The organism is Aeromonas molluscorum, from assembly GCF_051376105.1.
Classification (GTDB): domain Bacteria; phylum Pseudomonadota; class Gammaproteobacteria; order Enterobacterales; family Aeromonadaceae; genus Aeromonas; species Aeromonas molluscorum.
Genome location: NZ_JBPQCY010000002.1, coordinates 1,533,341 through 1,556,268, shown reverse-complemented (window position 1 = coordinate 1,556,268; position 22,928 = coordinate 1,533,341). Strand labels below are relative to the sequence as shown.

The 22,928-nt window shown below is 58.4% G+C and carries 7 protein-coding genes; all 7 read right to left on the bottom strand.

Annotation, left to right across the window (positions count from 1 at the left end; all coding sequences use genetic code 11):
• Positions 1–68: 68 nt before the first annotated feature.
• The gene (locus ACSMDR_RS17710) at positions 69–13,157 is read right to left on the bottom strand and encodes a retention module-containing protein (protein WP_436469096.1); all 13,089 of its coding nucleotides are present in this window, start codon (positions 13,155–13,157) and stop codon (positions 69–71) included.
• A gap of 269 nt (positions 13,158–13,426) precedes the next feature.
• Positions 13,427–15,349: an EAL domain-containing protein gene (locus ACSMDR_RS17705; protein ID WP_436469095.1), complete on the bottom strand. Its 1,923-nt coding sequence runs from the start codon at positions 15,347–15,349 to the stop codon at positions 13,427–13,429.
• A gap of 3 nt (positions 15,350–15,352) precedes the next feature.
• The gene (locus tag ACSMDR_RS17700) at positions 15,353–16,000 is read right to left on the bottom strand and encodes a transglutaminase-like cysteine peptidase (protein ID WP_436469354.1); all 648 of its coding nucleotides are present in this window, start codon (positions 15,998–16,000) and stop codon (positions 15,353–15,355) included.
• A gap of 206 nt (positions 16,001–16,206) precedes the next feature.
• Positions 16,207–17,526, bottom strand: a complete 1,320-nt coding sequence (locus tag ACSMDR_RS17695) for a TolC family outer membrane protein (RefSeq protein ID WP_436469094.1) — start codon at positions 17,524–17,526, stop codon at positions 16,207–16,209.
• Positions 17,527–17,562: 36 nt separating this feature from the next.
• Positions 17,563–18,954 carry an HlyD family type I secretion periplasmic adaptor subunit gene (locus ACSMDR_RS17690; RefSeq protein ID WP_436469093.1) on the bottom strand — a complete coding sequence of 464 codons (1,392 nt, stop codon included), beginning with the start codon at positions 18,952–18,954 and terminating at the stop codon, positions 17,563–17,565.
• Positions 18,947–21,091, bottom strand: coding sequence for a type I secretion system permease/ATPase (locus ACSMDR_RS17685; RefSeq protein WP_040319342.1), 2,145 nt, complete (start codon positions 21,089–21,091; stop codon positions 18,947–18,949). The genes ACSMDR_RS17690 and ACSMDR_RS17685 overlap by 8 nt, the downstream gene beginning before the upstream one ends.
• Positions 21,092–21,468: 377 nt before the next feature.
• Positions 21,469–22,398, bottom strand: a complete 930-nt coding sequence (mnmL, locus tag ACSMDR_RS17680) for a tRNA modification radical SAM protein MnmL/YtqA (RefSeq protein WP_436469092.1) — start codon at positions 22,396–22,398, stop codon at positions 21,469–21,471.
• Positions 22,399–22,928: the final 530 nt, after the last annotated feature.

Sequence of the window (22,928 nt, the reverse complement as noted above, 5' to 3'; positions counted from 1 at the left end):
GTTGCCTATCTTAACGTCCTTCCCGATTAAACAACAGAGGCAGGCAAGCCTGCCTCTGTGCATGTCATCTACGGATGTGGATCAACCTTGAGGTTACCATCGTCGAGCAGTTGCTTGATGATATCCTGGTTGGTACTAAGGGTTCCGCCATGGCTCAAGTCTGGTGCATTCTGGAACAGCACAGTCAATTGATCGCCGCCAGCCGTGCCACCATTGGTGTCTATGGTCAGCTTGTTATTGGCCGTATCGAAGGTCAGATAACTGTTGAGCGCGTTGGCCAGTACACTGTTGTTGGCACTGGCTGGCACGTCGACCAGCAACTGAGAGAGATCCAGCACATCACTATTGGCATTGCTGCCACTCGACCCCAGAGTGAAGTCGGTGATCTTGTCGATGTTGCCATCGGCCTCACCCGCCAGCCACTTGAAGGTATCGTGCCCAGCACCACCAGTCATGGTATCCGCCCCCAGCCCGCCAATCAGGGTATCATTGCCCAAGCCGCCATCCAGAATATCGGTACCGGCTCCGCCCAGCAGAGCATCATTGCCAGCGTCGCCATACAGGGTATCATTTCCGGCCCCACCTTCTATATGGTCATTACCTCCGTTGCCATGAATGGTGTCATTACCGCCATAACCAAGCAGCACGTCGTCACCCCCTGTCCCATTGAGCGCGTCATTGCCACTAGTCCCCTCAATTGGGGCGGGTATAGCCGCAGCAGTGGCGCCAATGTTGATGGTCAATTGCGCCGTATCCTGATCCCCATCATTTTGCATGACCTGATAGGTAAAGACATCCGATTGACCAACATTGCTCAGGTTCGAGTTAGGGGTGTAGGTGTAAGCACCATCACTGTGGATTTCGAGTGAACCATAGAGCCCGGCAACCGTCTGACTGGTGGTCACAGAGGTATAACTGCTGCCATTCCAGATCTTGAGTATCGAGCTTTCGCTGCCCAACGAATCGACAGCCCCCCAAGGATCGCTACTGTACGGGTTGTGATTGGGGTCGGTCAGCACATTGCCCTGGGCGGCCATGATGGCAATGGCCGTCGTGGCAGCGGCCGTGATGTTGAGCCTGATGTTGTCCAGCTCCAGGCGAGAGTCATTGCTGCTGCCACTCCCCCCTCCATCGAGCACAGAGAAGTGGATGCGATAACGGGTGCCCGCCTCGAGCTCGCCCGTGGTGAGGCTGGTGGTAGATCCCGGATCCGTCGACAGGAAACCGCTGTAACCCGTGCCGGTCTGTTGTACCCAGCTGGTACCGTCAAACTTGTACAGGCTCCAGGTCACCACATCGTTGCTGTTCACGTTGGCCCTGTCGTAATCGAAGCTGAGGGTGGTGGTACCGCTTGCGCTGGTCACGAACTCCGGCGTCAGCATCTCGACGCCCCCCGCCGATGAGCCATTGTTATCGACCAGGCGTAATTCATCACTGCTGGTGTTGACGGTGGCATCCAGGTAGGAAAGACCTGTCCCGCCCTGGGTACTTACTATCCACTTGTCACCATTGTTCACAATGGCGCTGGCGATCGTATTCCCCCCCAGATCGATCACGCTGTTACCAGTCCCTGAGGTGTCATAAATCCAGGGGTTATAACCACTCCCGCTATTGGATGAGTTGGTAATGTCTTCGAAATCCGCCAGCATAGTGGTCGTCGTTGCTCCCGGCACAGAGATCTCGTACACCAGCGCCTCATTGCTGTTGTCATAGACGATAACGTCGCTCGAATCCGTGGTGATCAGGTTCAGCACCCCTGTCTTCACATCCCCATCGGCGTCGCTGATGGTGTAATGGAAGGTCTCGGTGTAGTCATCTGCCACATCCAGCGACAGGCTGTAGCTGTAAGCCCCTGTCAACAAGTTGACCGAGAGGGTGCCCCCGCCATGGGTAGGAATGGTCAGCACGTGGGTCACGGGGTTATAGCCGGAGTATGCCGTGGTGTAGACGACATCCGGCGTCGCCGGATTGCCATCGGCATCGTGGGAGATGCTGGTGATGGGCAAGGCGGCAGGACCATCGGCACCAAAGACCACCCCCGCATCGACCAGCAGATTGCCCGTGGTCGGCACCTGCACAGTCCCCGAGAGAGTGCTGGCCAGCTGGCTCAGATCCGTCACTATGATGGCCGGCTGTTCTGCTCCGGTGGCGCCGTTGTAGGAAATGGGCTCCAATGCTGGCGCCGTTGCACCAGTCCCCATGCCAAGGGCGTAGGCTTTGATCTCATTGTCAGTCAGGAAGGTTTGCCAGGCAGCCTGCTCGGCTCCATTGATACCATCACTACCCGAACCGACCACTCCAGGCCAGCTGGTGCTCTCGGTCGGCTCACCATCGGACAGGAAGTAAAGCACGCCCTGTCCTCCAATGATCTTGCCAGCCGAATTGTAGGCCGACATGGCCTTGATCAGCGCATCATCGTAGTCTGTACCACCGTTGCCCAGAGTATCGGTGATGGTGTTGATGACATTCAGTGCCTGGGTAGCCGTCAACCAGATATCACCTGAGCCCAGGAAGTTGGTGGTCGCCGTGCTTGCAAAGCCAACCAGTCTGACCATGACGTTGCCGACGTTATCGTAGTCATTGATCAACTGCAGAATGGATGCTCTGGCAATGGCCATCCGAGTTGCATAACCGGCGACACCCGATGCTGAGTCCATACTCCCCGAGGTATCCAGAATGATCATCAGGTTGGTGCCAGGGTTAGAGAACTCCTCAACTCTGGTATTCAGATCCGCAGGCTGGACTGGCACGTCGTCGACTATCTGCACGCTCAGGGTGTTGTTGGCCGTGTCGCCATCGCTGTCCACCAGGGTCACCGCGAAGTCTTCAAACAGGCTGTTGTTGCCATTGCCATTGGCGTGCGCTTCGTTGTCCAGCAGGCTATAGCTGTAACTCACCAGCCCCGTCGCCGCGTTGTAGCCCGTGATGGTCAGGGTGTTGCCCAGCGGGGTCGCCACGCTCTGCGGCAAGCCAGCCACCACCCCGCCACTCACCAGGTTGATACCGCCCACGCTCAGGGTCTGCACCCCGTCCGGCGCGCTGATGTTGAAGCTGCCGGTGACCGTGGTCGACTCCTTGGTCGTGTCCGACCCCGCCGATTCGTTCGGGCCCCGGCTCGCCAGCAGGTCGTCCTCGTACACGATGGCGTCGCCACCCTCGCCTTTCGGGGTCAGGTTGGTGATGCTCACCCCGTCATCGTCGTTCTTGATGGTCAGGGTCAGGGTCGCCGTGCTCACGTCCCCGTCCCCGTCGGTCAGGGTGTAGGTGAACACTTCGCTCCCCATCCCGCCCCCGGTCAGCGCCTTGAAGTCCGCATCGTTGGGGTTGAGGGTGTAGGTGTAGGTACCATTGGCATTGAGCACCAGGCTGCCGTAAGTCCCATTCAGGTTGGCCGCCGTCACCGCCGCGCCATCGGCACCCTGCACGTCATTGCTGATGACGTTGCCATTGAGGACAAGGTGGTTCTCGCTCGCCGTCACCGGGTCGATGTCGTTCACCGCCGTCGGCACGTCGTCGACTATCTGCACGCTCAGGGTGTTGTTGGCCGTGTCGCCATCGCTGTCCACCAGGGTCACCGCGAAGTCTTCAAACAGGCTGTTGTTACCATTGCCATTGGCGTGCGCTTCGTTGTCCAGCAGGCTATAGCTGTAACTCACCAGCCCCGTCGCCGCGTTGTAGCCCGTGATGGTCAGGGTGTTGCCCAGCGGGGTCGCCACGCTCTGCGGCAAGCCAGCCACCACCCCGCCACTCACCAGGTTGATACCGCCCACGCTCAGGGTCTGCACCCCGTCCGGCGCGCTGATGTTGAAGCTGCCGGTGACCGTGGTCGACTCCTTGGTCGTGTCCGACCCCGCCGATTCGTTCGGGCCCCGGCTCGCCAGCAGGTCGTCCTCGTACACGATGGCGTCGCCACCCTCGCCTTTCGGGGTCAGGTTGGTGATGCTCACCCCGTCATCGTCGTTCTTGATGGTCAGGGTCAGGGTCGCCGTGCTCACGTCCCCGTCCCCGTCGGTCAGGGTGTAGGTGAACACTTCGCTCCCCATCCCGCCCCCGGTCAGCGCCTTGAAGTCCGCATCGTTGGGGTTGAGGGTGTAGGTGTAGGTACCATTGGCATTGAGCACCAGGCTGCCGTAAGTCCCATTCAGGTTGGCCGCCGTCACCGCCGCGCCATCGGCACCCTGCACGTCATTGCTGATGACGTTGCCATTGAGGACAAGGTGGTTCTCGCTCGCCGTCACCGGGTCGATGTCGTTCACCGCCGTCGGCACGTCGTCGACTATCTGCACGCTCAGGGTGTTGTTGGCCGTGTCGCCATCGCTGTCCACCAGGGTCACCGCGAAGTCTTCAAACAGGCTGTTGTTACCATTGCCATTGGCGTGCGCTTCGTTGTCCAGCAGGCTATAGCTGTAACTCACCAGCCCCGTCGCCGCGTTGTAGCCCGTGATGGTCAGGGTGTTGCCCAGCGGGGTCGCCACGCTCTGCGGCAAGCCAGCCACCACCCCGCCACTCACCAGGTTGATACCGCCCACGCTCAGGGTCTGCACCCCGTCCGGCGCGCTGATGTTGAAGCTGCCGGTGACCGTGGTCGACTCCTTGGTCGTGTCCGACCCCGCCGATTCGTTCGGGCCCCGGCTCGCCAGCAGGTCGTCCTCGTACACGATGGCGTCGCCACCCTCGCCTTTCGGGGTCAGGTTGGTGATGCTCACCCCGTCATCGTCGTTCTTGATGGTCAGGGTCAGGGTCGCCGTGCTCACGTCCCCGTCCCCGTCGGTCAGGGTGTAGGTGAACACTTCGCTCCCCATCCCGCCCCCGGTCAGCGCCTTGAAGTCCGCATCGTTGGGGTTGAGGGTGTAGGTGTAGGTACCATTGGCATTGAGCACCAGGCTGCCGTAAGTCCCATTCAGGTTGGCCGCCGTCACCGCCGCGCCATCGGCACCCTGCACGTCATTGCTGATGACGTTGCCATTGAGGACAAGGTGGTTCTCGCTCGCCGTCACCGGGTCGATGTCGTTCACCGCCGTCGGCACGTCGTCGACTATCTGCACGCTCAGGGTGTTGTTGGCCGTGTCGCCATCGCTGTCCACCAGGGTCACCGCGAAGTCTTCAAACAGGCTGTTGTTACCATTGCCATTGGCGTGCGCTTCGTTGTCCAGCAGGCTATAGCTGTAACTCACCAGCCCCGTCGCCGCGTTGTAGCCCGTGATGGTCAGGGTGTTGCCCAGCGGGGTCGCCACGCTCTGCGGCAAGCCAGCCACCACCCCGCCACTCACCAGGTTGATACCGCCCACGCTCAGGGTCTGCACCCCGTCCGGCGCGCTGATGTTGAAGCTGCCGGTGACCGTGGTCGACTCCTTGGTCGTGTCCGACCCCGCCGATTCGTTCGGGCCCCGGCTCGCCAGCAGGTCGTCCTCGTACACGATGGCGTCGCCACCCTCGCCTTTCGGGGTCAGGTTGGTGATGCTCACCCCGTCATCGTCGTTCTTGATGGTCAGGGTCAGGGTCGCCGTGCTCACGTCCCCGTCCCCGTCGGTCAGGGTGTAGGTGAACACTTCGCTCCCCATCCCGCCCCCGGTCAGCGCCTTGAAGTCCGTATCGTTGGGGTTGAGGGTGTAGGTGTAGGTACCATTGGCATTGAGCACCAGGCTGCCGTAAGTTCCATTGAGGTTGGCCGCCGTCACCGCCGCGCCATCAGCACCCTGCACATCATTGCTGATGACGTTGCCATTGAGGACAAGGTGGTTCTCGCTCGCCGTCACCGGGTCGATGTCGTTCACCGCCGTCGGCACGTCGTCGACTATCTGCACGCTCAGGGTGTTGTTGGCCGTGTCGCCATCGCTGTCCACCAGGGTCACCGCGAAGTCTTCAAACAGGCTGTTGTTACCATTGCCATTGGCGTGCGCTTCGTTGTCCAGCAGGCTATAGCTGTAACTCACCAGCCCCGTCGCCGCGTTGTAGCCCGTGATGGTCAGGGTGTTGCCCAGCGGGGTCGCCACGCTCTGCGGCAAGCCAGCCACCACCCCGCCACTCACCAGGTTGATACCGCCCACGCTCAGGGTCTGCACCCCGTCCGGCGCGCTGATGTTGAAGCTGCCGGTGACCGTGGTCGACTCCTTGGTCGTGTCCGACCCCGCCGATTCGTTCGGGCCCCGGCTCGCCAGCAGGTCGTCCTCGTACACGATGGCGTCGCCACCCTCGCCTTTCGGGGTCAGGTTGGTGATGCTCACCCCGTCATCGTCGTTCTTGATGGTCAGGGTCAGGGTCGCCGTGCTCACGTCCCCGTCCCCGTCGGTCAGGGTGTAGGTGAACACTTCGCTCCCCATCCCGCCCCCGGTCAGCGCCTTGAAGTCCGCATCGTTGGGGTTGAGGGTGTAGGTGTAGGTACCATTGGCATTGAGCACCAGGCTGCCGTAAGTCCCATTCAGGTTGGCCGCCGTCACCGCCGCGCCATCGGCACCCTGCACGTCATTGCTGATGACGTTGCCATTGAGGACAAGGTGGTTCTCGCTCGCCGTCACCGGGTCGATGTCGTTCACCGCCGTCGGCACGTCGTCGACTATCTGCACGCTCAGGGTGTTGTTGGCCGTGTCGCCATCGCTGTCCACCAGGGTCACCGCGAAGTCTTCAAACAGGCTGTTGTTACCATTGCCATTGGCGTGCGCTTCGTTGTCCAGCAGGCTATAGCTGTAACTCACCAGCCCCGTCGCCGCGTTGTAGCCCGTGATGGTCAGGGTGTTGCCCAGCGGGGTCGCCACGCTCTGCGGCAAGCCAGCCACCACCCCGCCACTCACCAGGTTGATACCGCCCACGCTCAGGGTCTGCACCCCGTCCGGCGCGCTGATGTTGAAGCTGCCGGTGACCGTGGTCGACTCCTTGGTCGTGTCCGACCCCGCCGATTCGTTCGGGCCCCGGCTCGCCAGCAGGTCGTCCTCGTACACGATGGCGTCGCCACCCTCGCCTTTCGGGGTCAGGTTGGTGATGCTCACCCCGTCATCGTCGTTCTTGATGGTCAGGGTCAGGGTCGCCGTGCTCACGTCCCCGTCCCCGTCGGTCAGGGTGTAGGTGAACACTTCGCTCCCCATCCCGCCCCCGGTCAGCGCCTTGAAGTCCGCATCGTTGGGGTTGAGGGTGTAGGTGTAGGTACCATTGGCATTGAGCACCAGGCTGCCGTAAGTCCCATTCAGGTTGGCCGCCGTCACCGCCGCGCCATCGGCACCCTGCACGTCATTGCTGATGACGTTGCCATTGAGGACAAGGTGGTTCTCGCTCGCCGTCACCGGGTCGATGTCGTTCACCGCCGTCGGCACGTCGTCGACTATCTGCACGCTCAGGGTGTTGTTGGCCGTGTCGCCATCGCTGTCCACCAGGGTCACCGCGAAGTCTTCAAACAGGCTGTTGTTACCATTGCCATTGGCGTGCGCTTCGTTGTCCAGCAGGCTATAGCTGTAACTCACCAGCCCCGTCGCCGCGTTGTAGCCCGTGATGGTCAGGGTGTTGCCCAGCGGGGTCGCCACGCTCTGCGGCAAGCCAGCCACCACCCCGCCACTCACCAGGTTGATACCGCCCACGCTCAGGGTCTGCACCCCGTCCGGCGCGCTGATGTTGAAGCTGCCGGTGACCGTGGTCGACTCCTTGGTCGTGTCCGACCCCGCCGATTCGTTCGGGCCCCGGCTCGCCAGCAGGTCGTCCTCGTACACGATGGCGTCGCCACCCTCGCCTTTCGGGGTCAGGTTGGTGATGCTCACCCCGTCATCGTCGTTCTTGATGGTCAGGGTCAGGGTCGCCGTGCTCACGTCCCCGTCCCCGTCGGTCAGGGTGTAGGTGAACACTTCGCTCCCCATCCCGCCCCCGGTCAGCGCCTTGAAGTCCGCATCGTTGGGGTTGAGGGTGTAGGTGTAGGTACCATTGGCATTGAGCACCAGGCTGCCGTAAGTCCCATTCAGGTTGGCCGCCGTCACCGCCGCGCCATCGGCACCCTGCACGTCATTGCTGATGACGTTGCCATTGAGGACAAGGTGGTTCTCGCTCGCCGTCACCGGGTCGATGTCGTTCACCGCCGTCGGCACGTCGTCGACTATCTGCACGCTCAGGGTGTTGTTGGCCGTGTCGCCATCGCTGTCCACCAGGGTCACCGCGAAGTCTTCAAACAGGCTGTTGTTACCATTGCCATTGGCGTGCGCTTCGTTGTCCAGCAGGCTATAGCTGTAACTCACCAGCCCCGTCGCCGCGTTGTAGCCCGTGATGGTCAGGGTGTTGCCCAGCGGGGTCGCCACGCTCTGCGGCAAGCCAGCCACCACCCCGCCACTCACCAGGTTGATACCGCCCACGCTCAGGGTCTGCACCCCGTCCGGCGCGCTGATGTTGAAGCTGCCGGTGACCGTGGTCGACTCCTTGGTCGTGTCCGACCCCGCCGATTCGTTCGGGCCCCGGCTCGCCAGCAGGTCGTCCTCGTACACGATGGCGTCGCCACCCTCGCCTTTCGGGGTCAGGTTGGTGATGCTCACCCCGTCATCGTCGTTCTTGATGGTCAGGGTCAGGGTCGCCGTGCTCACGTCCCCGTCCCCGTCGGTCAGGGTGTAGGTGAACACTTCGCTCCCCATCCCGCCCCCGGTCAGCGCCTTGAAGTCCGTATCGTTGGGGTTGAGGGTGTAGGTGTAGGTACCATTGGCATTGAGCACCAGGCTGCCGTAAGTCCCATTCAGGTTGGCCGCCGTCACCGCCGCGCCATCGGCACCCTGCACGTCATTGCTGATGACGTTGCCATTGAGGACAAGGTGGTTCTCGCTCGCCGTCACCGGGTCGATGTCGTTCACCGCCGTCGGCACGTCGTCGACTATCTGCACGCTCAGGGTGTTGTTGGCCGTGTCGCCATCGCTGTCCACCAGGGTCACCGCGAAGTCTTCAAACAGGCTGTTGTTACCATTGCCATTGGCGTGCGCTTCGTTGTCCAGCAGGCTATAGCTGTAACTCACCAGCCCCGTCGCCGCGTTGTAGCCCGTGATGGTCAGGGTGTTGCCCAGCGGGGTCGCCACGCTCTGCGGCAAGCCAGCCACCACCCCGCCACTCACCAGGTTGATACCGCCCACGCTCAGGGTCTGCACCCCGTCCGGCGCGCTGATGTTGAAGCTGCCGGTGACCGTGGTCGACTCCTTGGTCGTGTCCGACCCCGCCGATTCGTTCGGGCCCCGGCTCGCCAGCAGGTCGTCCTCGTACACGATGGCGTCGCCACCCTCGCCTTTCGGGGTCAGGTTGGTGATGCTCACCCCGTCATCGTCGTTCTTGATGGTCAGGGTCAGGGTCGCCGTGCTCACGTCCCCGTCCCCGTCGGTCAGGGTGTAGGTGAACACTTCGCTCCCCATCCCGCCCCCGGTCAGCGCCTTGAAGTCCGCATCGTTGGGGTTGAGGGTGTAGGTGTAGGTACCATTGGCATTGAGCACCAGGCTGCCGTAAGTCCCATTCAGGTTGGCCGCCGTCACCGCCGCGCCATCGGCACCCTGCACGTCATTGCTGATGACGTTGCCATTGAGGACAAGGTGGTTCTCGCTCGCCGTCACCGGGTCGATGTCGTTCACCGCCGTCGGCACGTCGTCGACTATCTGCACGCTCAGGGTGTTGTTGGCCGTGTCGCCATCGCTGTCCACCAGGGTCACCGCGAAGTCTTCAAACAGGCTGTTGTTACCATTGCCATTGGCGTGCGCTTCGTTGTCCAGCAGGCTATAGCTGTAACTCACCAGCCCCGTCGCCGCGTTGTAGCCCGTGATGGTCAGGGTGTTGCCCAGCGGGGTCGCCACGCTCTGCGGCAAGCCAGCCACCACCCCGCCACTCACCAGGTTGATACCGCCCACGCTCAGGGTCTGCACCCCGTCCGGCGCGCTGATGTTGAAGCTGCCGGTGACCGTGGTCGACTCCTTGGTCGTGTCCGACCCCGCCGATTCGTTCGGGCCCCGGCTCGCCAGCAGGTCGTCCTCGTACACGATGGCGTCGCCACCCTCGCCTTTCGGGGTCAGGTTGGTGATGCTCACCCCGTCATCGTCGTTCTTGATGGTCAGGGTCAGGGTCGCCGTGCTCACGTCCCCGTCCCCGTCGGTCAGGGTGTAGGTGAACACTTCGCTCCCCATCCCGCCCCCGGTCAGCGCCTTGAAGTCCGTATCGTTGGGGTTGAGGGTGTAGGTGTAGGTACCATTGGCATTGAGCACCAGGCTGCCGTAAGTTCCATTGAGGTTGGCCGCCGTCACCGCCGCGCCATCAGCACCCTGCACATCATTGCTGATGACGTTGCCATTGAGGACAAGGTGGTTCTCGCTCGCCGTCACCGGGTCGATGTCGTTCACCGCCGTCGGCACGTCGTCGACTATCTGCACGCTCAGGGTGTTGTTGGCCGTGTCGCCATCGCTGTCCACCAGGGTCACCGCGAAGTCTTCAAACAGGCTGTTGTTACCATTGCCATTGGCGTGCGCTTCGTTGTCCAGCAGGCTATAGCTGTAACTCACCAGCCCCGTCGCCGCGTTGTAGCCCGTGATGGTCAGGGTGTTGCCCAGCGGGGTCGCCACGCTCTGCGGCAAGCCAGCCACCACCCCGCCACTCACCAGGTTGATACCGCCCACGCTCAGGGTCTGCACCCCGTCCGGCGCGCTGATGTTGAAGCTGCCGGTGACCGTGGTCGACTCCTTGGTCGTGTCCGACCCCGCCGATTCGTTCGGGCCCCGGCTCGCCAGCAGGTCGTCCTCGTACACGATGGCGTCGCCACCCTCGCCTTTCGGGGTCAGGTTGGTGATGCTCACCCCGTCATCGTCGTTCTTGATGGTCAGGGTCAGGGTCGCCGTGCTCACGTCCCCGTCCCCGTCGGTCAGGGTGTAGGTGAACACTTCGCTCCCCATCCCGCCCCCGGTCAGCGCCTTGAAGTCCGCATCGTTGGGGTTGAGGGTGTAGGTGTAGGTACCATTGGCATTGAGCACCAGGCTGCCGTAAGTCCCATTCAGGTTGGCCGCCGTCACCGCCGCGCCATCGGCACCCTGCACGTCATTGCTGATGACGTTGCCATTGAGGACAAGGTGGTTCTCGCTCGCCGTCACCGGGTCGATGTCGTTCACCGCCGTCGGCACGTCGTCGACTATCTGCACGCTCAGGGTGTTGTTGGCCGTGTCGCCATCGCTGTCCACCAGGGTCACCGCGAAGTCTTCAAACAGGCTGTTGTTACCATTGCCATTGGCGTGCGCTTCGTTGTCCAGCAGGCTATAGCTGTAACTCACCAGCCCCGTCGCCGCGTTGTAGCCCGTGATGGTCAGGGTGTTGCCCAGCGGGGTCGCCACGCTCTGCGGCAAGCCAGCCACCACCCCGCCACTCACCAGGTTGATACCGCCCACGCTCAGGGTCTGCACCCCGTCCGGCGCGCTGATGTTGAAGCTGCCGGTGACCGTGGTCGACTCCTTGGTCGTGTCCGACCCCGCCGATTCGTTCGGGCCCCGGCTCGCCAGCAGGTCGTCCTCGTACACGATGGCGTCGCCACCCTCGCCTTTCGGGGTCAGGTTGGTGATGCTCACCCCGTCATCGTCGTTCTTGATGGTCAGGGTCAGGGTCGCCGTGCTCACGTCCCCGTCCCCGTCGGTCAGGGTGTAGGTGAACACTTCGCTCCCCATCCCGCCCCCGGTCAGCGCCTTGAAGTCCGCATCGTTGGGGTTGAGGGTGTAGGTGTAGGTACCATTGGCATTGAGCACCAGGCTGCCGTAAGTCCCATTCAGGTTGGCCGCCGTCACCGCCGCGCCATCGGCACCCTGCACGTCATTGCTGATGACGTTGCCATTGAGGACAAGGTGGTTCTCGCTCGCCGTCACCGGGTCGATGTCGTTCACCGCCGTCGGCACGTCATCACGGATCATCGCATCCAGACTGGCAGAAGTGGAATCTCCATCCTTGTCTGTGAGCGTGACCTGGAAGCTCTCTGTCAGCTGGATATCATTAGCCGGTTTAACGTGGTTCTCGTTGTCTTGCAGGGTATAGCTATAGGTGACGCTACCTGCACCAGTCACGGGATTAAAGCTGATCGCTGTGATTTGCAGGCTATTGCCCAGAGGAGTGACAAGCGACTGGGGGAGGCTCATAACAGCCCCATTTGTGATCAATTGCAGACCAGCGATGCTGAGAGTCTGCACGCCATCTGGTGCATTAAAGCTAAAAATACCGCCCTGGGTCAGGGCACCCGGATTAGGAGTACTGCCATCAGGCAGACTGGCATCGCTGACCACTATTTCAGCGCCGACCACATTCAGTCCAGTCAAGCTAACCCCTTCGTCAACGGGGGCAATGGTAATGGTCAACGTAGAATTTACGACATCGGTACCATCGGTCACGCTGTAATTTACAGGCGGAACAGGACCGTTGTAGTTCAATGCGGGGGTAAAGCTGTAATCACCGTTACCGCTCACCGTGAGAGTACCCACCCCCGAGATGGTAACCGTTGAGCCCGCAGGAACATTATTGCTGCTACCCCAACTGAACAGCGTCACGCTGGCGGCATCGGGGCCATCAGGGTTGCTGGTATTATCGAGGAGATTACCATTGACCTGAACGTCCTCCGGCACACTCACCTGCTCATTTTCATCACTCAATTCATTTTCAAGATCTGGCAGATCTTCTTGCAGACGATCAATGCCGGGTCTTGCACTGTGATCAGTATCGAACCCGGCCTGGGCTATGGTGGCATCTCCCGTGCGAGCTATGGTCACGAAACCGCCATTACCACTGGCACCGGCAACCCCCCCTATTCCGCCGCCACCTCCGGCCGCTGGAGCGCCCCCTGCGGCAGAAGCTTCAAAATTCTTGGTCGGATCGATCCCCTCCAAGATTGATTGTTGCAATGCGGCTATGTCATTGGGATCGAGGGGCTTGTCGGTACCATCAGGCTTGGCCTCATCGGCCACTTTGTCCGCAACATCTGCAGGAATGCTGGCCTCGGGCGCCGCCGATGACCCCTGGGCCAAGGCAGCAGCCTCTTCCGGTGTGAGCAGTGCCAACTTGGCATCGTCGGCCAGTGTCAGCTTGGTACCGGGTGAGAGCGTCTCACCCGCTTGCAATGGGCGCGTACTGCCATCGGCATTAACGACCAGAATGTCCCCTTCCATTGAGGCGACGACGACAGCCTTATCGATCATTTGGGTACGCATAGCCTTGACTCCAACACTGAGGGTTTCGATGTATAAACCCTATGAGCGAAGTGCAGAAACGTCCGTTGCAAAAATGTACTGGATCCACATTGGAAGCGGGGGAACCATGAAACAAATCGAAAGCTGGCTACTTATCTTATTAAAACAACACATTAGATTGTGCCTCAAAAGGGGCCTTATCATTACATGAGCTAATGTTAAGCAGCGGTTACATCAAAAAGTGATAAAAAAAGGCGCCACCTGGGCGCCCTTTTTCAATTACTACTGGTTCAAATAAGAAACGCTGGGTGTACAAAACCCTGATAACCATCGATATGCAAGCCAGACAGCAGTTCAACCTGCTGCTCATTTTCCACCCGGGTAGCTATGGTCAAGACACCGGCATTGTGCGCCGCACGGCATACTGCAGCCAGGAAGGAAGTATCCGCTCCCGGCTCCATGACCTGACTGGTATAACCATGGTCAACCTTGACATAGCTTGGAGCCATCTGCTCCAGATAGCCAAGGGATTGGAAGTGGCGACCATAGTGATCCACACCCCACTGATAGGCGTGCTCACGCAGCACCGCCACCAGCGCTTCAACCTGAGTTTGATGCTTCAAAATGGCGCCTTCCGGGATCTCGAACAGCAATCTGTCCTTTAGCTCAAGGTTGCGGCCCAAGAAGTCACCGAGCCAGAGCAAGAACTCTTCTGAGCAGATAGCCCCGGAGGTGATGTTCACGGCAAGTACCAACTCGGCATCTTGCTGTAGCAGAGGTACTGTGGCCGTGAGGATCGCCTGATCAAACTCGCTACCGAGTTTGAACTGCTCGATAGCCGGCAGGAACTGACCTGCAAAATAGTCATTACCGTCACGATGAATGGCGGCAAACAGCTCGGCATGAAGCCTGAGGCCATTGTCAAAGCGACAGGCAGGCTGCGCCTTGAAGCGCCAGAGTTGACGGGCGATGGCATCTTCCACCAGATCCCGCCAGGCCAGACGCCCCATCATGCCTTGGCTATGGCCACCTTCCATGACCACGGCTCCACGGCGCTCGTTGCGCGCCCGGCCCAGGGCATTATCCGCCTTGGTCAGCAGGCTGGAGAGATCGTCCTGGCTATCTCGCCCGGCGATACCGATCACCGACAATGCATCAGCCTCACCCATAGGGTTGACCACCAGATCGGCGATGCGGTTGTTGATCCGCTCGGCCAGCTCCTGCAAGGTATCAAGATCATTGGTCGGACAGAGCAATGCGTACTCGGTCGCCGAGATGCGGGCAATGGCGGCGCCATCCCATCCGCTCAGTTCATCATTCAGACTCTGGGCAATGGACTTGACCATGTTGTCCCGCGCGGCAAAACCTTCATCCCGATAGATATCATCGAGCATGTCGACAGCCACCAGCATGACGCCACCCTGCCCCGCTTCAGCGATCCAGGCATTGACCTGGCCGACGAAATAGGCGCGGTTGCCCAAACCGGAAACGGCATCCAGGTAGACTCTCTCACGCAGATTCTCAGCTTCCTGTGCCTGCTCCTTGAACTGGGCGGCCAACTTGCCAGAAAGGGTATTAATGGCTTGCACCACCTGCTTGAGCTCCACAGTTCGCGGCTCTGGGATCTCGTGACCAAAATGGTGCTGCTCTATCTCCAGTGCCTGTTCACGGATCTGGTCCAGTGGCTTGAGGAGATAACTGAGGGCTCGCATCAGCAACAGCGTGGTAATGAGAAAACCGACCACAAACCAGCTTGCCAGATTGGTCATCCCTTGCCAGAGCTCGTAATAGGCCTGACCGCTATGGCCGACTACCTTGAGCTTGCCAAGCTGCAACCAGCCTGACGTCAGGATTGACTCATTGGAGATCTCAGGAAACAGATCCAGCCCCATGAACCATGCGGGAACCCCGGCAACATGGTTAGTATTCTCCTGCTCAATCACATCATGGGAGGCCAAGAGATCGAGCCGCACCAAGCGATAGTAGCCACCATCAAACACCGCCTTGATGACTGACTCGGCACTCACCTTGTCGCCATTCTCAAGATAGGGGGTCAATGCCAATCCGAGCGCCGTTGCGGTGTTAATCACAGTCGTCTCTTGCTGCTGCGCAAGGTAGGTGCGGGTCGAATTGAACTGAACCCAATAGGTTACGGCAAACAGAGCCCCGAACAACAACAACATGGTGGCCAGTAATTGTCGATATAGCGTCATAGGTTAATCATCCAAATTCACCACAGGTCGAGCCAATCGCCCTGAAGTCATGCGATTGCGTAAATCATTCCATAATCCCAAACGTGAAGACTGACCGGCCAGTTCTCCCTGGCCACGCGCCTTCATCAACCACAAGTGGCGACCATTGAAGCTGTAGATAGGCAGCAGATCCTTACGGGCAGTTGCCGGACGCAGATCCCCAATCAGGTTGTCGAGAATGAGGGGGACGGATGAAGGGGTTTCATAGTAGGCCACAACCATATGAAACTGGTTGTAGTCCAAGGCTTTGACATACACCATCCGCATCTTCTCATCGTCGATGCCAAGTTCGAGCAGGGTAAAATACTTGGCAATGCTGAAGTCCTCGCAATCTCCCCCTGCCGCCCCCAGAAACTCGAGAGGGCTGGCCCAGTAATCCTTCCTGCGCCACAACTTGCTGTCGTCTATAAAATGCAGCTGATTGAAAAAGCTGTTTACTCTCTCTAGCTTCTGCCGCTCTGACCAGCCTGCGGCCTGCGCCTGCAAGGTGAGCAACCGCCAGCTCGCAGTACGTTTACCTGCCCGCTCACCATAGGTGTCCTTCGCCCGCTTTATCATGGCCAGATCGGCATCCGTCAGCGGCTGGCTCGCCGCCAGCAGGAGGGGAAGCATTGCCAGCCCACACCAGAGCAAGTGTCGCCCCCGGCGGTGGAACGGGTCGAGCCACCGCCCGATACGCCACAATGTCACATCTTTTCCCTAATCAACGGAGCCAACAAATCATGAGATGCAAGATACAGGATATGAGGGCAACATACTTCCCCCCTGATGCTGGGTGTGACGACAATGGTGTTGTCGTCACACCCAAGCCAGCAGCACTAGTTTTTGGCTTGCCATTCAGCAGGTTGTTGCACCTGCATGGCACTGAGCAAGCTGCCAGTGGCATTGAGGATGCGGTAATCAGCCAGCAGGGAGTCATACTCCGCGTTGATGTAGCTGCGGCGGGCTTCAAACAGTTCGTTTTCGGTGTTCAACACGTCTAACAAAGTACGCTGACCCAAGCCGAACTGCTTCTTGTACGCTTGAACAGTGTCATAACTCGCATCAACGTGTTGTTGCAGGTAGATCTTTTGCTGATCCAGAGACTGCTTGGCGTTCCAGGCCAGACGGGTCCCCTCTTCAACCTGACGGAATGCATTCAGATGAATGTCTTTCGCCTGGGAGTAGAGCGCAGAGGTCGCCTTGCTTTCGGCCAGATCGGAACCACCACGGAACAGGTTGTAGCGCATCCGGACCATGGCGGTCAGGTCGTCGTTACGTCCCTTAACAGCGTCTATGTCTTCATTCCAGTTCTGATCCACCTCGATGGCGACATTGGGATAGAAGCCAGATTTGGCACCTTCATTCTGGTATTTGGCCGCTTCAATGTCTTGCAAGGAGGAGAGCAGCGTCGGGTGCACCTCGGTGGCCGTCTTGAGCGCCGTTTCGATTGACGCAGGCATCAGACTGGCATCCGGTACTGGTTGCACCAGATCCTTGGGCATCTCATTGACTACCCGAACATACTCACTCTCGGCATCCCGATAGTTGTTCTCCGCCGCCGCCTGGTTTGAATAGGCACGCGCGACCCGGCCCTCGATCTGGGTCTGGTCTGCCGTGGAGCCCAGTCCTGAATCAGTCCGCTTGCTGATGTCACTGCGGATCTGCTCATGGGTCGCCAGGTTGTCTTTGGACAACTCCAGTATCTCCTGCTGGCGCAGCATATTGAGGTACACCTCGGCAGTGCGCAGCGCCGTGTTTTCGGCTTCAGAGATCATGGCCAGTCGCTGGGCATTGGCCTCTGCTTTGGTTCGTGCCACATTGCTGCTGACATCGAAGCCGTCAAACAGCATCTGGCGCAGACTAAGGCCAGCCTCTTTGCGGGTCATCGAGTCATCGACACCAGGGCCTCCCAGACGGGTAGCGGGACTGTCGGTATTCTCATACCCCACCCCGGCTCTCAGATCGATGGTGGGGTAATAGCCGCCTTTGGCACCATCATGCTGATACATGCGGGCCTGATAAAGATCAAATGCCTCCTTGATCTTGGGATGAGTCGCCAACGCTTGAGCAACGGATTGCTCCAGCGTTTCGGCCTGAACCAGGCCAGGAAGTAATACCGCGCCACTTACAAGCATGGCAACAATCGTCTTTTTCATAGTATCTCCAGTCATATGCTTTTATTGATTGTTGGCTTATCGTTCCCTCAGTGCCGACTGTTTGGCCCGCAATATCGGTTTTAACAAATAGTCTAGAACACTCTTTTTACCAGTGATGATATCTGCACTGGCTAACATACCGGGGATGATGGGTAATGCATTAGTTTCATCGCCCAGAAAACTTTTATCTGTCCTGACTCGCACCATATAGAAGGAATTACCCTCCTCATCTTGAATAGAGTCAGCACTTATCTGTTCTACCTTGCCATGCAAGCCCCCATAGATAGTGAAATCATAGGCAGTGAATTTCACCACGGCTTCCAGCCCAGGTCGCAAAAAAGCAATGTCCTTGGGCGATACCTTGGCTTCAACTAACAGCGTATCTTCAAGTGGCACTATCTCCATCAAATCCATACCCGGCTGGACGACTCCACCCAACGTATTGATCTTCAGCTTTTTGATGGTGCCTTTGAGTGGAGCAACCACGCTGGTTCTATCGACGCGATCTCGCAGCCCCACTTGGCCTGCGGAGAGTTGGCCCAATTTGCCTTGACGCTCGTTCAATTCGGTCTGGGCATCGGCTCGGAATTTCAACGCGATGTCATTACGCTTGGAAATCGCCTCACGCAATCCGGAATTCAACTTGGGAATGACCAGACGATTGCTCTCCAGTTCTCCCTGCATTTCGTTTACCTGGCGTTCGAGTTTGATTAATTCAACCTGAGGAACGATCCCCTCCTTCGCCAATGGTCGACTGATATTCAGCTCTTGACGGGCAAGATCCACACTGCGACCCACGGTACGTATTTTCGAGTTGAGCTCGATTAATTCCTGCTCTTTCTGCTCTATCTGTTGCCCCAGAATATAGAGCTGATTCTGAAGATTGTTGAGTCGGTCATTTTGCACCGACACCTCACGGGCTGCATATTCGGCAAAGACGCTCTCATAACCTTCCGGGAAAACGATGGCTTGTTTGTTAATCGCCACCTGCTCACGCCAGCTGACATTCGGCTCGCTTTTGACGACCACACTACGGATCTCGGCTCGTAAGCGCGCTATGTCCCCCTTGAGGGTGACCAGCTCCTGCTCGCGCTCGCGAAAGTCTGAGCGAAAACGGGTGTCATCGATACGCAGCAAGGTCTGGCCCTTCTCGACGATATCGCCCTCCTTGACGAAAATTTCTTTGACGATCCCCCCCTCCAGATTCTGGATCACCTGCAGTTGGCGGGACGGGATCACCTTGCCCTGACCCACGGTCACTTCGTCGAGCTTGGCCCAGGCGGCCCAGATCAGTGCACTCATGAAAAAGAGAAAACAACACCAGAGCAGCACGCGGGCCCGGGTTGGCGTGCTGAGCAACACGGCGGCGGCACCATCGTCCACGAAAGCCAGATGTTCCTGGGCGGGCAACACATCTTTTTTATGCATTAGATGCCTCCTGAACCCGTACCTTGCCTTCTTTAAGTTGTTGCAGCACCTGAACTTTGGGACCGTCTGCCACTATTTTGCCTTGTTCGATAACGATCACTCGATTCACCACGTCCAGCATCAGAGTCTTGTGGGTAATGACAATCAAGGTCGTCTCAGGGCCGAGCCGGGCCAGCTCCTGCTTGACCTGCTGCTCGGACTGGTTGTCCATGTTGGACGTCGGCTCATCCATCACCAATATGGGCGGATCATTGAGCAACGCCCGAGCCAGCAATATGGCCTGGCGTTGACCACCGGATAGTTGGCGCCCCCCCTCACCTATCTGACGATCCAGACCATTGGGGTCCCGGTTGGTGAAGTTGGTCACTCCGGCCCGTTTGGCCGCGCGCAGCACCCTGGCATCATCAACCAGGGGGTTGCCCAGCATGATGTTGTCCCGCACCGAGCCAAAGAAGAGGGTGACATCCTGGGGTACGCAGCCAATGTTACGGCGCACTGCCGCAGGCGCCAGCTGATCGAGATCGAAACCATCAAGACGCACAGAGCCATCGGTCGGACGATAGAGCCCCATCAGCAATTTCTCCAGGGTCGTCTTGCCCGCACCAATCCGGCCGATGATCGCCACCTTCTCGCCCGGCTCAATCTTGAGACTGATGTCGTGCAAGGTGCTGGTCTCCATGCCCGGGTATTTGAAGGTGACATTCTCGAACTCGATACGTCCCTCGACCACAGGGTGGTGAATATACTGCCGACCCTCTTCTTGCTCACCCGGGGTGCTCATGATCCCCTCGAGAATGGTCAGCGCAGAGCGGGCCTGGTTATAGCGGGTGGCAAGCACCGACAGTTGCACCATGGGCGCGATGGCACGGCTAGACAGCATGACGGCGGCTATCATGCCGCCCATGGTGACCAAGCCATCCGAAATCTGGTAAACACCGACAATCACCAGCCCGACCGTCACCACCTGCTGGATGTAGCTCGCCAGTGAAGACATCGAGTTGGTGATGCGCCGGGTCTGCACCCCCCAGGTGGAGATGTGGGAAACAGCTTGTTCCCAGCGATGCTGGAACATGCTTTCGGCGCCGAAGATCTTGACGGTCTCAAGACCCGCGATACTTTCCACCAGGTTGGCGTTCTTCTGGGAGGCGAGTCGAGAGCCCTCCTCAATCGACTGCTTGAGGGAGCCCTGAATGTAGAAGCTGTAGCCCAGCAGGATCAGCATGGCGATGATGGGCACCACCACCATGACCCCGGCAAACATCCAGATCACGACCAGGAAGAAGACGGCAAATGGCAGGTCGATCAAGGTCGAAACCGTCGCCGATGTGAAGAACTCCCGCACCGACTCAAACTCCTGCAAGTGTTTGGCGAAGGCGCCGGTGGAGGCGGGCCTCGACTCCATCCGCATCCCCATTACCTTGGCAAAAATCTTGGCAGACAGCAGCACATCCGACTTCTTGCCGGCAATGTCGATGAAGTAGCTGCGCAGTTGACGCATCACAAAGTCGAAGGTAAATACCACGACGGCACCTACCGCCAACACCCAAAGGGAATCGAAGGCCAGGTTCGGCACTATCTTGTCATAGACGTTCATGGTGAACAGCGGACTGGCCACCGCAAACAAGTTGATCAAGATGGACGCGACCAGGACATCACGATAGATACCCCGCGATTCCAGCAGGGTGCTCCAGAACCAGTGACCGTCACGAGTCTCCAGCACCTTGGGGGAGCGCTCGTCGAAGCGAAACTGCTTTTTGACGAAAAACAGCCGCCCCAGATACTCATCACCGAGTTGGGCCGCCGTTACCCACTCAGCCGAATCGCCAGCCTGAGGGAAGATGACTTTGGCCTGACTGCGATCCTGATTCCACTCCATCAAAATACAGGCGCCACCATTACGGGTCTGCAAAATACAGGGCAACAGCAGAGAGGATATTTGCTCAATAGGTTGCAGCACCTCCCGGGCAGAGAGGCCAGCGCGTTCTGCGGCACGACTGAACAGCGCCGTGGTCAACCGACCAGACACCAGTGGCAGCCCTGTGGTCAGCGCATCCTTGCTATTGGGAACGCCATAGAAACGGGTCAGGAAGACCAGGCACTCCAACAGCTCATCGATATGGTCGGTTTCTGCTTGCATAAAATCCTGTTCGATAAATAGGCTGAGGGTCAACCTTGCTTATCCATTCTCAGCGCCAAGGCACCGGTTATATGAGGTTTCTGGTAGCCATGATAAGCAAAAAGATACCCATATGATACCCAGATAATTTCTTGATGCCGAAAGGGAAGATCGCCATTGTACGCTGTGGTCGATGTCACCCTTATCACAATAAGGTACCAAACAGGTCACCTCAAGGTTCGGATCTACATCAGCCTGATGACATGGGATTAAGTGGCTTGATAGGTATATCCGAACGGCGCACCTTAACAGTTTAGCGACTTGAGAACTATAGAACAGAGACTGATTTTCATCTAATAACTCACTGTTTTTTTTGCTAAATTTGATAAGTTAGTCAGCTATCGGCCATCCAGTAGGAAGGGAGTTCCCAATCGATTGCCTTGGGAGCCACTCTCCGACAGGCTTGCTGCGATAAGAGTCATTGCTGTCCAGCGATTCTCGCACCAGTCAGGTGCCAGTAGCGTCGGTTTGCGGGCAGAGGCCGCGACCCGGTGATAGACCACGTCCGGTGGCGTGTGCTGGATCATGGCGACAGCCGCCGCCACATACTCAGCCAATGTCGGCACCACCAGCCTCCCCGCCAGCCAGGCTTTGCCCAAGGTACTGCCAGTCACAACATGCAAAGGGTGCAACTTGATCCCCTCGACCCCGGTGTCGACGACTCGCTGCAGCGTCTGCACGCTGTCCATTGCCTGTTCACCCGGCAGGCCGACGATAAGATGGGTACATACCTTGATGCCGCGCAAATGGGCACGACGCACCGCATCGACATACGCCGCGTAGCCGTGACCGCGATTGATACGCCTGAGTGTCTCGTCACTGGCGCTTTGCAGACCCAGCTCCAACCACACCTCATAACCTTGCTGCTGATAACCGGCCAGCAGATCGAGCACCGCATCCGGTACGCAATCGGGCCGGGTGCCGACACAGAGCCCGACCATGTCGCTCACCGAGAGCGCCTCTTCATACATTTGCTTGAGATAGGCCACCTCGGCATAGGTGCTGGTGTAGGCCTGAAAATAGGCGAGATAACGGCGTGCTCGCGTCACTTCCTCGCGCCGAGCTTTGAGCTGGGACACCACGGAGAGCTGCTGGGCCGACTCATCAGCAAAGGAAGAGACATTACAGAAGGTGCAGCCCCCGCGGCCCAGGGTGCCGTCCCGATTCGGACAGGTGAAGGCGCCATGAATGGAGAGTTTGTGGATCTTTTCACCATGACGGCGCTTGAGATCCTGACCCAGGGTATTGACCATTTCATGTAACTGCATGACAACTCCCGATAAAAAGCGAAATTGTACAGGCCCGGCTGGTCACCATGCTGAGCTGGATCAAGAGTCCATCGAGTGTGAAAACATATAAATATTCATCTTGAGTCGAATAAATATCTCCAACCGAGACTTTATCCTGTTCGGTGTTGCGACCATGGTGACAACAGTGCTCGCCGAGGAATGAGATTAGATATCTGTAAGCTTCTGTTTATAAAAACAAATAAATCGGTACTCCAGCGGGAAGTAAAAGCAAGCCGCACAACAGAGAAATGTGATCGAACTCATTCACCAATTGAGCACTTTGGTAAGATTACTACAAGAGGGTCGAGTCGTTACCTCAACTGACAAATCGCAATATTTAGATATAAAAATCCAGATAAAAAGATATAACCAAAATAATAAACTAACACCACCCCCATATATCAACATGCAGCCATATTTTGTTATGCGGATGTAACAAGCAAAACATCTGACTTGTCCAATTGACCTCATGCAAAAATCCCATTAGTTTGGAGATTCGCCACTTCAGG

Coding starts and splice junctions, on each gene's coding strand:
- ACSMDR_RS17690 (WP_436469093.1), bottom strand. CDS start 18,954: ATGCATAAAAAAGATGTGTTGCCCGCCCAGGAACATCTGGCTTTCGTG.
- mnmL (WP_436469092.1), bottom strand. CDS start 22,398: ATGCAGTTACATGAAATGGTCAATACCCTGGGTCAGGATCTCAAGCGC.
- ACSMDR_RS17705 (WP_436469095.1), bottom strand. CDS start 15,349: ATGACGCTATATCGACAATTACTGGCCACCATGTTGTTGTTGTTCGGG.
- ACSMDR_RS17695 (WP_436469094.1), bottom strand. CDS start 17,526: ATGAAAAAGACGATTGTTGCCATGCTTGTAAGTGGCGCGGTATTACTT.
- ACSMDR_RS17710 (WP_436469096.1), bottom strand. CDS start 13,157: ATGCGTACCCAAATGATCGATAAGGCTGTCGTCGTCGCCTCAATGGAA.
- ACSMDR_RS17685 (WP_040319342.1), bottom strand. CDS start 21,091: ATGCAAGCAGAAACCGACCATATCGATGAGCTGTTGGAGTGCCTGGTC.
- ACSMDR_RS17700 (WP_436469354.1), bottom strand. CDS start 16,000: ATGCTTCCCCTCCTGCTGGCGGCGAGCCAGCCGCTGACGGATGCCGAT.